14 protein-coding genes are annotated in these 12936 nt (G+C 63.8%); 5 read left to right on the forward strand and 9 right to left on the reverse strand.

The window, feature by feature from the left end; translation table 11 throughout:
- Positions 1-264: 264 nt before the first annotated feature.
- Entirely contained in the window at positions 265-711 is a 447-nt protein-coding gene (locus OU682_RS16805; RefSeq protein ID WP_268943343.1) for a hypothetical protein, read from the forward strand.
- 24 nt (positions 712-735) lie between these two features.
- A complete protein-coding gene (locus OU682_RS16810) occupies positions 736-1122 on the forward strand; it encodes a hypothetical protein (protein ID WP_268943344.1) in 387 nt (128 codons plus the stop codon).
- A gap of 584 nt (positions 1123-1706) precedes the next feature.
- On the opposite strand, the gene OU682_RS16815 is transcribed toward OU682_RS16810, so the two are convergent.
- Both OU682_RS16815 and OU682_RS16820 read right to left on the reverse strand, forming a co-directional pair.
- A complete protein-coding gene (locus OU682_RS16815) occupies positions 1707-2186 on the reverse strand; it encodes an REP-associated tyrosine transposase (RefSeq protein WP_268943345.1) in 480 nt (159 codons plus the stop codon).
- A 33-nt stretch (positions 2187-2219) separates the two neighbouring features.
- Entirely contained in the window at positions 2220-2603 is a 384-nt protein-coding gene (locus OU682_RS16820) for a hypothetical protein (RefSeq protein ID WP_268943346.1), read from the reverse strand.
- Between the two features lie 73 nt (positions 2604-2676).
- Between OU682_RS16820 and OU682_RS16825 the strand changes: the two genes are divergently transcribed.
- A complete protein-coding gene (locus OU682_RS16825) occupies positions 2677-2940 on the forward strand; it encodes a hypothetical protein (RefSeq protein WP_268943347.1) in 264 nt (87 codons plus the stop codon).
- A 35-nt stretch (positions 2941-2975) separates the two neighbouring features.
- Here OU682_RS16825 and OU682_RS16830 read toward each other — a convergent pair whose 3' ends face one another.
- From OU682_RS16830 to OU682_RS16860, 7 genes are all read right to left on the reverse strand, one after another.
- Positions 2976-3122, reverse strand: a complete 147-nt coding sequence (locus tag OU682_RS16830) for an entericidin EcnAB (RefSeq protein ID WP_268943348.1) — start codon at positions 3120-3122, stop codon at positions 2976-2978.
- A 64-nt stretch (positions 3123-3186) separates the two neighbouring features.
- Positions 3187-3570, reverse strand: a complete 384-nt coding sequence (rbsD, locus tag OU682_RS16835) for a D-ribose pyranase (RefSeq protein ID WP_268943349.1) — start codon at positions 3568-3570, stop codon at positions 3187-3189.
- Between the two features lie 3 nt (positions 3571-3573).
- Positions 3574-4755, reverse strand: a complete 1182-nt coding sequence (locus tag OU682_RS16840) for a dipeptidase (protein ID WP_268943350.1) — start codon at positions 4753-4755, stop codon at positions 3574-3576.
- A gap of 4 nt (positions 4756-4759) precedes the next feature.
- Entirely contained in the window at positions 4760-6577 is a 1818-nt protein-coding gene (locus tag OU682_RS16845; RefSeq protein ID WP_268943351.1) for a M3 family oligoendopeptidase, read from the reverse strand.
- 67 nt (positions 6578-6644) lie between these two features.
- On the reverse strand, positions 6645-7451 hold the full coding sequence (locus OU682_RS16850; RefSeq protein WP_268943352.1) for a GNAT family N-acetyltransferase: 807 nt from the start codon (positions 7449-7451) through the stop codon (positions 6645-6647).
- A 69-nt stretch (positions 7452-7520) separates the two neighbouring features.
- Positions 7521-8795, reverse strand: a complete 1275-nt coding sequence (gene rhaI / locus OU682_RS16855) for an L-rhamnose catabolism isomerase (protein WP_268943353.1) — start codon at positions 8793-8795, stop codon at positions 7521-7523.
- A gap of 3 nt (positions 8796-8798) precedes the next feature.
- Positions 8799-10901 (reverse strand): bifunctional rhamnulose-1-phosphate aldolase/short-chain dehydrogenase, encoded by a 2103-nt coding sequence (locus OU682_RS16860; protein WP_268943354.1) that lies wholly within the window; start codon positions 10899-10901, stop codon positions 8799-8801.
- A gap of 178 nt (positions 10902-11079) precedes the next feature.
- Here OU682_RS16860 and OU682_RS16865 point away from each other — a divergent pair, with 178 nt between their 5' ends.
- Positions 11080-11883, forward strand: a complete 804-nt coding sequence (locus OU682_RS16865) for a DeoR/GlpR family DNA-binding transcription regulator (RefSeq protein ID WP_268943355.1) — start codon at positions 11080-11082, stop codon at positions 11881-11883.
- A gap of 29 nt (positions 11884-11912) precedes the next feature.
- Entirely contained in the window at positions 11913-12905 is a 993-nt protein-coding gene (rhaS, locus tag OU682_RS16870; RefSeq protein WP_268943356.1) for a rhamnose ABC transporter substrate-binding protein, read from the forward strand.
- Positions 12906-12936: the final 31 nt, after the last annotated feature.

A 12936-nucleotide genomic window follows, 5' to 3' on the forward strand; every position in this document is an offset into this window, starting at 1 on the left:
CCCGTGAACGGCGAGCGCTCGATGCACTCGATGGTATCCGCGGGAACAGGTAGCAAGCGTCAGATTCAGAACACTAGTGTTCACAATCTAACAGATGATTCCTCGTTTATCGCTGCTTCACTCTTGGCAGCGTAAGGTAAGGCTCGACGTCAGCTATGCGGGATCCAGACCGTTACTAAGCGCTTCGCACAAGGCCGTTTGATCCATCCGATAGTCAGCTTAAACCGGGTATCTTATGTCAGGTGGCGAACACTAGGAATAGCATTGAATCCTTCTGTTTTGGGAAACAGTATTGGGGGTGTCAATCTAGCTAGAGAAAGTGACGATCGAAAGCTTGGCCTTGAGTTGAATGCCCTAACAGATGCTATTTTGGAGCATTGTATTGTTATTTCCAGGTCTGCAAAATTGCCTAAAGTGTTTATCCATTTTGATGAACTTGACGCAGGACTTCGAATTGTAGACTCAACTATGAAGTCTATGCTTTCAGGTCTAATTATCGCTGTGCGTGATTTAAGAAGAATGTTCATTGAAAAGAGTGCGCTCTTTTCAATCGTTGTTCACCTTCGTGAAGATCTTTGGAACAGCCTTGCGTTTTCTGACAAGAATAAGATCACTCAGACTAGAGCATTTGCTATTGAGTGGGATAGCGATGCACTAAAGGACGTGGTTGAGGCGCGTATTCGCGCAAAGTTGGGAAACTCTTTTTCTTAGAATAATGTTATCGACGATCAGGCAATGCGTGGAAGCCAACCTAAGTGGAATCATGTTGTTGCAAGAACGATGAAGCGTCCAAGAGATGTTATCAAGTTTCTTAATGCAAGTCTGCAAGTTGCAAAGCGCCGTAGAAAGCAGGAGTTAGTTGATGCCAAGGCAAGGAATACTTTGCAGAATATCGAAGATTTGCCGCTTGTATTTACAAATAAAGATATTGTAAATGCCCGAGAAATTTATTCTCCTTACTTGAAGGCGGAGCTTGATGATGAAATAAAGCCCCATTGGGAGGATTGGGAAGATGCATTGCGGACGCTATCTATTATGGAGAAGGAAGTATTTCAAAGGGACGAATTTACAAAGGAATATGGAGCTCAAAAATCCTCTATGAATCTAGTGTTCACAATCTAACAGATGATTCCTCGTTTATCGCTGCTTCACTCTTGGCAGCGTAAGGTAAGGCTCGACGTCAGCTATGCGGGATCCAGACCGTTACTAAGCGCTTCGCACAAGGCCGTTTGATCCATCCGATAGTCAGCTTAAACCGGGTATCTTATGTCAGGTGGCGAACACTAGTAGATGCTGACAATGCCCTAGAACTTCTACATAGGTTCTCGGTCATAGGTTATGAATCTAGAAGCGGTTACGGGGGATCTAGTTGGATGTTTCAATATGATAATGTTTCATCTTCCTGGGATCCCCAATCGGTTAGATTTAAAGTCCATCCTGGTCTTAAGGAGTTTGCAAAGCTTCGTGAGGACCGTCGCTAGCAAGCGTGGGGGCCCACCCCACCGGACGCCATAGTCGTAATCTCCTTCGGCCGAGCGCCAGCAAGTGTCGGGTGCGTGCTGGCACGCACCACCTCCTCGCCATCCACACCAATTGAGCGTGTGAACACGCACCCTATGGGTTGCGCCACCACCTGACTGTTGGTTAATGTCCGCGCTGCTAATGCTCCGCCCACTCCTCTTGCATGGTGCGTGCCAGCACGCACCCTACGCCACCTTTTCGGCCGCCTTGTCGCGGTGGAATGACGAATACGGCCAATCCTCGGCCCGTTCCACATATCCATGTTTCACCGGATTGAACCAGCAATACTGCATATGCGCCGCATGATCCTCGTCATCGCGGATATGATGTTCCCAGAACCGTCGCTGCCAGATGCCGCGTTCCTGCCGCGCCACATGGCTGCCGCGTAACAGTCCCGCTGGCAAACCGCGAGAGAACCGCGCCTTGATCAACCGCCATTCTGTCGAATAATGGCAATCCCCCTCGGATAGCCGCCAGATGCAATGCAGGTGATCCGGCAGCACCACCCAGGCATCGATTCCGAAGGGTCGTTCCGCCCGTGTCACCCCCACCGCTTCTCGCAACAGTGCGACCTGATCGACCAGCAGCCGCCCGCCCCGCTGCGCAAGCGCGACGGTGAAGAAGATCGGAACACAGGACAGGCGAGGGCGGCGATAGCGCGACATGCCTCATCATCGCGCAATCGGGTTAACGGGCCCTCAATCGCTCCAGTAAGGCACGAACCTCCGGCAGAAGCTGCCGACCGCCATTGCGACCGGGATCGAGCCGTCCCGCTCGCCTGTCCCAAACTGCGACAATCCCGCCCCTTCGGCGGCCCGCGCGGGGTCCAGCGTGAAGACGATGCCCTCGCCCCCGCGGCGCGGCTTGGGCGAGGCGCGCCAGATCGGCGTCTTGCCCGGCAGCCTCATCACGCGCTGCGCGAAATCGCCCGCCGCGCACCAGTAGTCGGTGTCGCCGCGCTGCACCTCGTGGATGACCGTGATCTCGGACGGGCCGGTCTGCACCGCCGTCATGCCGTTCTGCGCGGTAAAGGCCGCCGCCGGCAGCGGTAGCAGCAAAGGAACAAGAAACATCAGTCGCATCGCATCCTCCCGTGTTGGAACCGCTGATGCCGTCATTACGTTTTCTCCGGCACATTCATGTCGGAGCATGATCATGCACCTTCGATTGTTCCTGATCCATATCTGGGTCGCCTGTATCGGCGGGGCGGTGGTGATCGCAGGGCTGGCCATGGGCCATGTCAATGCCGCCACATTCATCTGGGGCGCCATCATCGGCCTGGCCCTGGGTGTTCCCGCCGCGCTGCTGAACTGGGTCTATCTGCGGCCCAACCGGTCGCGCCAGATCGGCTGGACCTGGCCGATTGCCAGGAAGATCCAGGCGGCGGCAAGACAACATCCTTCGACCAGACAATCCTGACGATCAAAGGCGGCCCCGCAAGGCCGCCTTTGTCGTTACATGCCCGAGGCGGCTTCCGCGCTTTCCTGCTGGATCACCTGGCCCGCGGTCGAAACGTCACGGCCAATGCCCTGCGCGGTCTGGCAACCGGCCAGCGTCAGAATTGCGAGAATGGCGCCAAGGCCGAGAAGGGTCTTCTGCATCCGTCCACACTCCACTTGCATGATCTGCGACCGAACGCCGTCCCTTGCAGCAGGTTCCGCAGGGTCAGAACGCCACGCCTGACCACAGCGCGACATTGGCATAGGGCGTGAATTCGCCGGTGCGCACGATGGCGCGGGCGTCGCGGCTGAGCGCCTTGAAGGCATCATGCGCGACGATGCGGGGCTCACCCAGGTCGCGGGCGCGCAACTGGCCGTCCAGATCGGCGGATGCCTCGCCGGCCCAGGCGGATCGTTCCACGACCAGTTCGGCCAGCACCGCGTCCAGCACGTCGAGAAAGCGCGGCACGCCGCGCGTCACGGCCAGGTCGATGCAGCGCACGCCGGGGGGAACCGGCAGCCCGGCATCGCCGATGACCAGCAGGTCGCCATGCCCCATCGCGGCGATCAGGTGCGAAAGTTCGGAATGCAGCAGGGTCGTTCGCTTCATGGTTCAGCCTTCGGGCAGGGTTTCAGACAAATAACGGATCATGTTGCCGCCCATGACCTTGGCGATCCGGGTCTCGGACAGGCCCTCGTCCAGAAGCGCCTGGGTCAGCGCCGACAGCTGCGCCGCGTCAAAGGGCACGCCGACCGAACCGTCATAGTCCGAGCCGAGCGAGACGTGATCCTCGCCCACCAGGCGGATGGCGGCGACGATGCTTTCCGCGATATGGGCGGGGGTGCCGCCGCAGACCACGTCGGACCAGAAGCCGATGCCGATCACGCCGCCCTTGGCGGCGATCTGGCGGACCAGATCGTCGTCCAGGTTCCGCGCGCTGCCGCAATGGCCGTGGATACCGGTATGGGACAGGATCGGGCGCGCGCCCTCGATTTCCAGGACGTCCTGCACCATCAGGGGCGAGGCGTGGGCCAGGTCGATCACCATGCCGCGCCCGATCATGTCCTGAACCACCTGGCGCCCGAAATCCGACAGTCCCGCGCCGGTGCCGCCTTCGCCATGCAGGCTGCCGCCCAGTTCGTTGTCGAAGAAATGCGTCAGGCCGATCAGCCGGAAGCCCGCGCCATGCATCACGTCAAGGTTGGCAATGTCGCCTTCCAGGGGATGCCCGCCCTCCATGCCCAGCAGCGCGCCCAGCACCCGCTGTCCGCCCGCCCGCGCATCCAGGACAGCTTGCAGGTCGCCCCGGGTGCGGATCAGCCGCAGCTGCTCGGGCGCTTTTCCGGCAGCCTCCGCCAGCGCCTCGGCCTGCAGCAGCGCCCGTTCCCGCAGCGAGAACCAGGACCGCACGGGACGCAGTTGTCCCATGAACAGGGGGGTGATGTTGTCGGTGGCCTCTGCGCTGTTCTGGTCATAGTTCTGGCCGCGCGGGCTTTTCGTGACGGTGGTAAAGACCTGCACGGCCACGTTGCCCTCAGCCAGGCGCGGCACATCCGTGTGGCCCCGCCTAGCGTGGTCCAGGATGTCGCGGTCCCACAGCAAGGCGTCGGAATGCCAGTCGCCGATCACCAGCCGGTCATGCAGTGCCTGCGCCTGCGCGCCGACGGGCCAGCCTTCGGCGGGCAGCCGCACGGGGTTCAACCCCCGTTCGACATAGCCCGGCGCGAAGACAAGGAAAGCCGCCGCTGCCAGCACGACCAGCCCTGCCGCGCCCCCGAGGATCCGCTTCAGCATCGCCTCAGGCTTCCAGGGCCTCAAGCTCGTCGATGAAGCCTTCGATCATCGACAGTCCCTTGTCCCAGAACTTCGGATCCGAGGCATCCAGCCCGAAGGGGGCCAGCAATTCCTTGTGGTGCTTCGATCCGCCCGCCGCCAGCAGGTCGAAATACTTCTGCTGGAAGTCCGGCAGCCCGCCCTCGTAGGTCGCGTAAAGCGCGTTCACCAGCCCGTCGCCAAAGGCATAGGCATAGACGTAGAAGGGCGAGTGCACGAAATGGGGCACATAGGTCCAGAAGGTTTCGTATCCCGGCATGAACTCGAAGACCGGACCAAGGCTCTCGGCCTGGACCGACATCCACAGCGCATTGATGTCGTCGGGGGTCAGCTCGCCCTCGGCCCGGGCCGCGTGCAGCTTGCACTCGAAGTCGTAGAAGGCGATCTGGCGGACGACCGTGTTGATCATGTCCTCGACCTTGCCGGCCAGCAGGGCCTTCTTCTCGACGGGGTCGGTGGTCCGGGCCAGAAGCGCGCGGAAGGTCAGCATCTCTCCGAAGACCGAGGCTGTCTCGGCCAGCGTCAGGGGGGTCGAGGCCAGCAATTCGCCCTGTCCGGCCGCCAGCCGCTGATGCACCCCGTGGCCCAGTTCGTGCGCCAGGGTCATCACGTCGCGCGGCTTGCCCAGATAGTTCAGCAAGACATAGGGATGCACGGTGGTCACCGTCGGGTGGGCGAAGGCACCCGGTGCCTTGCCCGGCGTCACGGCGGCATCGATCCAGCCACGCTCGAAGAAGGGCACGGTCAGTTCCGCCAGCCGCGGCGAGAAACCGGCATAGGCATCCAGCACCGTCTGCCGCGCCTCGTCCCAGCCGATGGTGCGGGCAGGCGCGGTCGGTAGCGGCGCGTTGCGGTCCCAGACCTGCAGCTTGTCCAGGCCCAGCCACCTGGCCTTCAGGGCGTAATAGCGATGCGACAGGCGCGGATAGGCGGCGGTGACGGCATTGCGCAGCGCTTCGACCACCTCGGGCTCGACATGGTTCGACAGGTGCCGCCCGGTCTGCGGGGTGGGCATCTTGCGCCACTTGTCCTCGATGGCCTTTTCCTTGGCCAGCGTGTTGTGGATGCGGGCGAACAGCTTGACATGTCTGCCGAAGACCTCGGCCAGCGCGCGGGCGCCGGCCTCGCGCCGCGCACGGTCGTGGTCGGTCAGCAGGTTCAGCGTGGCCTCCAGGCCCAGCGTCTCAGCCCCGACCTGGAACTCCAGCGCGGCGGTGGTTTCGTCAAACAGGCGGTTCCAGGCGGCGGCACCGACAACGGAAGCGTCGTGCAGGAACTGTTCCAGCTCGTCCGACAACTGGTAGGGGCGCATGGCGCGCATCCGGTCGAAGACGGGCTTGTAGCGTGCGGGTCCGTCTGCAGCCGCGAAGACCGCCTCATAGGTCTCGTCGGGGATGCGGTTGAATTCCAGGCTGAAGAAGACCAGAGGCGTGGTGATGTCGGTGATGCGCCCCTGCAGGTCGCCCATCATCTTGGCGCGGGCGGCGTCCACCGTGTTCTGGTAATAGCGCAGGCCCGCATAGGACATGATCCGCCCGGCGGTGATGTCGATGCGCTGATAGGCCTCGATGCAGGCCAGCATCTCGGGCGCAGTCAGGCCGGCCAGCTTGCCCTGGTAACGGGCGGCGAAGTCGCGCGCCTCGGTTTCCAGGGTGGCGATGTCGGCGGTCAGTTCGGCTGAATCCGGCGCGGGATAAAGGTCGGTCAGATCCCATGCGGGAAGGGTGCCAAGGTCGCTGCCCGATGCGGCGTCAGCGGCGTCGAAGGTCGGTTGTCCTGCCATGGGGGATCCTTTCGTGCTTGCGCCCCAGATGTAACCAGCCGGGGCCGGGGCGCAAGGCTGCAAGGTCCTACAGCGTCACAAAAGCCGGTGCATGGCGGATGGCGCTGCCCTTCGGCAGGTCGCCGATCATCTGCATCGCAAGTCCCGCATAGGGCGAGGACAGGTCGGCGGGCTTGAACCCCAGCGGCCCGTAATAGGCCGGCGCGCCCACGACGACGACCGAGGCCGTGTCGGCCCAGGTCACGGCCTGATGCACAAGGGCCGCGCCAATGCCAAGCCGCCGCGCCTTGGGCCCGACGGACAACGGTGCCAGCGCATGGGCGGGGCGGTCGGCTTCCAGCGGCGACAGGGCGGCGTGGCCCAGGATGGTGCCTGCGGCATCCGCCACCAGCGACAGGGACAGGTCGCCGTCCTCGCGCAGCTTGCGCACCAGCCGCGCTTCGTCATCGCCGCCGAAGGCGTCGCGCAGCAGGGCGTCGATGGCGTCCAGATCCTGGCGCGTTTCGCGGCGGATGACCGGGACCACGTCGTGGCGCTGGAAGTCGCGGCCGATCGCTGCCCCCTCGCTGCCCCAGGGGCTGGCCGCGGTGCGCTGGCCGTGGGCGGCAAAGGCATCGGCATCGACGAACAGTTCCGACAGGTACCAGACCAGCGGATCCTCGTCCTGCCAAAGGTCGAAATGCAGGCAGCCCGGCTCCTCGCGGCTGAGCCGGATGTGGTCGGGCAGCAGCGACAGCGCTGTCATCATCTGGCCCGCGTCCTGGCAGATCAGCCGCCCGGTCAGTCCGAACATCGGCTTGGCCAGGGGGACGGGCGTGCCCTTGGCCTCGTGCTGGTGGCGGGGATGATGGTGATGGCCGCAGGCGCAGGTCATGGTGGTCCTTTCGGGTCGGCAGGTCAGGGTCTTGTCGCCCGAAACCGTGCGAAGATAAAGGCCGCCCCGTCAGACGATCCCGCCGCCCGCGCCCGTCACCCGCGGGCGGCTTTCCGCGACCTGCGCCCGCCAGCCCGATGCGCGATAGGCGGCGACCGGGTCGATGGCCGCGCCCGCGCGCAGCCGCGCCATCTGCAGGACCGGCTCGACATCGGTGCGGAACGCCGCGCGCAGGGTCGCCGCCGCCATCAGCGCGTCGTTGTCCCCCCGGAAGCCGTCCAGCGCCGCGCGGTCCACCAGGCTGGCCTGGACAAAGGCGCGCTGGATTTCGCAGGCGCTGACGATCAGGCTTTCGATGGGGTCGGTGACATTGTGGCTTTGGTCGATCATGTGGGCCAGATCCAGGCCGGGGGTGTCCTCCAGTTCGACCAGTTCGTTGAAGACCAGGAACAGGCGGAAGGGTTCGATGGTGCCGCTGTCGAGGTCGTCGTCGCCGTACTTGCTGTCGTTGAAGTGGAAGCCGCCCAGCTTGCCCGCGCGGATCAGGCGGGCCACGATCATCTCGATGTTCACGTTGGGCGCATGATGGCCCAGGTCCACCAGGCATTGCGCCTTGGGGCCCAGTTCCTGCGCGGTCATCAGGCTGGTCCCCCAATCCTGCACCACGGTGGAATAGAAGGCGGGCTCATAGATCTTGTGTTCGGAAAAGATCCGCCAATCCTGGGGCAGCCCGGCATAGATCGCCTTCATGGACTCCAGATAGCGGTCGAACTGCCGCGACAGAGAGGTCTGGCCCGGAAAGTTCGAGCCGTCCCCGATCCACACGGTCAGTGCCTTGGACCCGATGGCCCGCCCGATCTCGATACATTCCAGGTTATGCTCGATGGCCTGCTGCCGGGTGGCCGCGTCGGCATGGGACAGCGATCCGAACTTGTAGCTCCGGGCCTGTCCCGGCTGGTCCTGGAAGGTGTTGGAGTTCATGGCGTCGAAGCCAAGCCCGACCTCCTCGGCCTTTTCGCCCAGCAGGGCAGGGTCGGCCTTGTCCCAGGGGATGTGCAGGCTGACCCTTGGGGTCGCCGCCGTGAGGGCGTGGATCACGGCGCAATCGTCCAGCTTGTCCATGATGCCCGCGGGCTCGCCCGGCCCCGGAAAGCGGGCAAAGCGCGTCCCGCCCGTACCGGTGCCCCAGCTGGGGACGGCGACGCCGAAAGCCATGGCGCGGGCGGTCAGCGCTTCGATATCCATACCCCGGCGCGCAAGCCGCGCGCCCAGGGCGTCGTAGTCGGCGGCCAGGTCGGCTTCGCGGGCGGCGTTTTCCGCCTCGATGATGCTCTTGCCGATCATGGCCTACCTCGTGAACGCCTGGACGTTGCCCGCATCCACGTTGAGGATGTTGCCCGTCGATTTCGCCGACAGGTCGGAGGCGAAGAAATAGACGCCCTCGGCGATGTCCTCCGGCAGGACGGACCGCTTCAGCATCGATCGCTTGCGGTACATCTCCTCCAGCCCCTCCTTGTCGGTGCCATGGGTGCTGGCGCGCTGGTCCAGCCATTCGCCTTCCCAGATGCGCGAGCCGCGCAGGACGGCGTCGGGGTTGACCACATTGACGCGGATGCCGCCTTCGGCCCCTTCCAGGGCCAGGCAGCGGGCCAGATGGATCTCGGCCGCCTTGGCGGTGCAATAGGCGCTGGCGTTGGGGCTGGCGGCAAGGCCGTTCTTGGAGGCCACGAAGATCACCGACCCGCCGATGCCTTGGGTGCGGAAGGTGCGGAACGCCTCGCGCGAGACAAGGAAATAGCCGGTGGACAGGATATCCATGTTCCTGTTCCACAAGGCCAGCGAGGTGTCCTCTATGGGCGCGGAGGAGGCGATCCCGGCGTTCGACACCAGGATGTCGATGCCGCCGAACTCGACCGCCATCTCGGCATAGGCGCGAGCGACCTGGTGTTCGTCGGTGACATTCATCTGGACGGACCGCACCACGTCAGGGCCGAACCGGCCGGCCAGCCCGTCATGCGCGGTCTTCAGCGCGCCTTCGTCGATATCGGCCAGCATCACGCAGGCGCCCTCGCGCAGGAACCGCTCGGCCGTGGCCGCGCCGATGCCGCCCGCGCCGCCCGTGACAAGCGCCACGCGGCCCGCCAGCGACTTGGGCTTGGGCATCCGCTGGAGCTTGGCTTCCTCCAGCAGCCAGTACTCGATGTCGAAGGCCTCCTGCTCCGGCAGGCCCTGATAGGCGCTGACGGCGCTTGCGCCGCGCATCACGTTGATCGCGTTGACATAGAACTCGCCCGAGATGCGGGCGGTGGCCTTGTCCAGCGCGAAGGTGATCATGCCGACGCCGGGAACCAGGTAAACAACTGCATTCGGATCGCGCAAGGCCGGGCTGTCGGGCTTCTTGCAGCGATCATGATAAGCAGCGTAATCATTACGATAGGCGGCGACGGCATTGCCCAGCCCGGCAATGGTGGCATCAAGATCCGGGTTCGCAGGGTCGAAATCGACGACCAGCGGACGAATCTTGGTGCGCAGAAAGTGGTCGGGACAAGAGGTGCCCAGCGGCGCCAGCACCTCCAGCATCTGCGATCCGACGAATTCCAGCACGGCGGGCTGGTCGTCGAAATGCCCGACCTTGTGGCGGTCCCCGGAAATCAGCCCCCGGATCGCCGGCATCAGCCGCGCGGCGATGCCGCGGCGCTCGGCGGGGGACAGGGTGGGGCGGGCGGCGCCCGCGAAGGCGGGCCTGCCGCCGGCGGTGCGGCCCAGCCATTCCGCCGCCTTGTTGATGATCGCCAGCGTCGTCAGGTAGCAGTCCTTGGCATCGTCCGCCCAGGTGAACAGCCCGTGGCTTGCCAGCACGCAGCCCTTGGCCCGGGGGTTCTCGGTGGCGAACTTCTCCAGCCACAGGCCCAGTTCGTAGCCGGGCTTCTTCCAGGGCAGCCAGCCGATCTCGTCCCCGAAGATCTGCCGCGTCAGATCCCGCGAGTTGATCGAGGCCGCGATGGCGATGATTGCATCCGAATGGACGTGATCGACATGGGCACGCGGCACATAGGCGTGCAGCGGCGTGTCGATGCTGGCCGCGCGCGGGTTCAGGCCGAAGGTGCAATGGGGCAGGTAGCCCACCATCTCGTCCTCGTGCGCCGCCCCGCGATACTTGCCCTTCAAGGCGCGCAGCTTGTCCATGTAGAGGGTCGCGAAACCGTCCATGTTCATGGAGCCGATATCGCCGCCCGATCCCTTGACCCACAGCACCTCGACCTGTTCGCCGGTCAGGGGGTCGGTTTCCATCACCTTGGCCGAGGTATTGCCGCCCCCGTAATTCGTCACCCGCTTGTCCGACCCCAGCAGGTTGGAGCGGTAGAGCAACTTTTCAGGCTCGCTCATGCCTGCCGCCCTGGCGTCGTCCCAAAGGCTTTGCAGGCGGTCTGCGGCCAAGCGTGTGGTCATGGGTCCCCTCCCAACGCGGCAGAAAACCGCGCTGGGTCATCAGATACAGCGCAACGACATTCACGGTCAATCACCTTCATTCAAACACGATCATCAGGCCGGCCTGTGGTCGTTCTTTTGCTCAAACATGATTGACATTGCGCGGAACCAAAAGGATGCTGCTGGGAAAGGGAACGCCATGCTGGAAACGGAACGCCACCGCATCATCCTGTCCGCCGTGGGAGAGCGGCCGGTGGTCACCGTCTCGGATCTCTGCGCCCTGACCGGCGCGTCCGAAGCGACGGTGCGCCGCGACATCGCCCAGTTGCACCTGGCCAAGAAGCTGCGCCGGGTGCGCGGCGGGGCCGAGGCCGTCGCGCCGCCCGTCTATGCCGGCATCAACGCGCCGCCCTTCGCGGTCAATCAGGTGATCAACATCGCGCAGAAGCGCGCCATCGCGCAGGCGGCGGTGGATCTCTGCGCCGATGGCGACGCGATCATCATCAACGGCGGCACGACCACCTTCCAGATGGTCCACCCGCTGACGACCAAGCGGCTGCAGGTCTTCACCAACAGCTTTCCCATCGCCGAACACCTGCTGAAGCAGTCCAAGAACACCGTTCTGGTGCCGGCGGGGGCCATCTATCGCGAACAGAACATCATCCTGTCGCCCTTTGACGAGGACGGCAGCAATCATTTCTATGCCCGCCGCATGTTCATCGGCTGCCGGGGCCTGAATCCGCTGGGATTGATGGAGGGGGATCCACTGCTGGTGCAGGCAGAACAGAAGCTGATCGACCAGGCGGACGAGCTGGTGGTGCTGGCCGACAGTTCCAAGTTCCGTGAACGATCAAGCCTGCTTCTGTGCCCGCTGACCCGCATCCACACCGTCATCACCGACGACGGGATCGAGGATGGCGCGGCCCAGATGCTGGAAGCGGCCGAAGTCCGGCTGATCGTGGTCAAGTCCGCGTCAGACCGACGAAAACGCGCCGGGAAATAAAAGGCGCATCTGCTCATAGGGGAGGAAACATGAGCATTCTTCGCAACATCCTGACGACGGCCGCCGTCGCAAGCGCCCTGATGGCCGGGGCCGCGCAGGCGGAAACGACCCGCATCGCGCTGGTGGTCAAGGCGCTTGGCATCGGCTTCTTCGAGGCCGCCCACAAGGGCGCCGAGGAAGCGGCCAAGGAACTGGGCGACGTGGAGATCATCTATACCGGCCCGACCGACACCACCGCCGAAGGCCAGATCGAGGTGATCAACAGCCTGATCGCGCAGCGCGTGGACGCCATCGCCGTCAGCGCCAACGACACCGACGCGCTGGTGCCGACGCTGAAAAAGGCCATGGACCGCGGCATCACCGTGATTTCCTGGGACTCGGGCGTGGCGCCCGAAGGCCGGATGATGAACCTGAACCCGTCATCCGCGCCGCTGATCGGCAACACCATCATCAAGCTGGCCGCCGACCACCTGCCCGAAGGCGGAGAGGTCGCGGTGCTGTCGGCCACCACCACCTCGACCAACCAGAACACCTGGATCGAGGAGATGAACAAGGTCGCCGGCAACTATCCCGACGTCAAGGTCGTGGGCACGGTCTATGGCGACGACCTGGCCGACAAGTCCTATCGCGAGGCGCAGGGCCTGATGCAGACCTATCCGAACCTCAAGGCGATCATCGCGCCGACCTCGGTGGGGATCGTGGCCGCAGCGCAGGCGGTGACGGATGCGGGCAAGATCGGGCAGGTGAACGTGACCGGGCTGGGGCTGCCTTCGGAAATGGCGGGCCATGTGAAGTCGGGCGCGTCCAAGTCCTTCGCGATCTGGAACCCGATCGACCTGGGCTATTCCGCGACCATGATCGCCTATCACCTGACCAAGGGAGAGGCCAAGGCCGAACCCGGCGCGACCATCCCCATCGGCCGCATGGGCAGCGTCACGCTGGATGACAACAACGAGGCCGCGATGGCCGATCCGTTCACCTACGACGCAAGCAACATCGACCAGTTCAGCTCGGTCTTCTGATCGGCCCGACATCTGGCATCATGCCGCCTCG

It is taken from the genome of Paracoccus benzoatiresistens, assembly GCF_026913015.1.
GTDB classification, from domain to species: domain Bacteria; phylum Pseudomonadota; class Alphaproteobacteria; order Rhodobacterales; family Rhodobacteraceae; genus Paracoccus; species Paracoccus benzoatiresistens.

Coding starts and splice junctions, on each gene's coding strand:
- rbsD (WP_268943349.1), bottom strand. CDS start 3,570: ATGAAGCGAACGACCCTGCTGCATTCCGAACTTTCGCACCTGATCGCC.
- OU682_RS16810 (WP_268943344.1), top strand. CDS start 736: ATGCGTGGAAGCCAACCTAAGTGGAATCATGTTGTTGCAAGAACGATG.
- OU682_RS16825 (WP_268943347.1), top strand. CDS start 2,677: ATGCACCTTCGATTGTTCCTGATCCATATCTGGGTCGCCTGTATCGGC.
- rhaI (WP_268943353.1), bottom strand. CDS start 8,795: ATGATCGGCAAGAGCATCATCGAGGCGGAAAACGCCGCCCGCGAAGCC.
- OU682_RS16820 (WP_268943346.1), bottom strand. CDS start 2,603: ATGCGACTGATGTTTCTTGTTCCTTTGCTGCTACCGCTGCCGGCGGCG.
- OU682_RS16850 (WP_268943352.1), bottom strand. CDS start 7,451: ATGACCTGCGCCTGCGGCCATCACCATCATCCCCGCCACCAGCACGAG.
- OU682_RS16865 (WP_268943355.1), top strand. CDS start 11,080: ATGCTGGAAACGGAACGCCACCGCATCATCCTGTCCGCCGTGGGAGAG.
- OU682_RS16815 (WP_268943345.1), bottom strand. CDS start 2,186: ATGTCGCGCTATCGCCGCCCTCGCCTGTCCTGTGTTCCGATCTTCTTC.
- OU682_RS16830 (WP_268943348.1), bottom strand. CDS start 3,122: ATGCAGAAGACCCTTCTCGGCCTTGGCGCCATTCTCGCAATTCTGACG.
- OU682_RS16840 (WP_268943350.1), bottom strand. CDS start 4,755: ATGCTGAAGCGGATCCTCGGGGGCGCGGCAGGGCTGGTCGTGCTGGCA.
- OU682_RS16845 (WP_268943351.1), bottom strand. CDS start 6,577: ATGGCAGGACAACCGACCTTCGACGCCGCTGACGCCGCATCGGGCAGC.
- rhaS (WP_268943356.1), top strand. CDS start 11,913: ATGAGCATTCTTCGCAACATCCTGACGACGGCCGCCGTCGCAAGCGCC.
- OU682_RS16860 (WP_268943354.1), bottom strand. CDS start 10,901: ATGACCACACGCTTGGCCGCAGACCGCCTGCAAAGCCTTTGGGACGAC.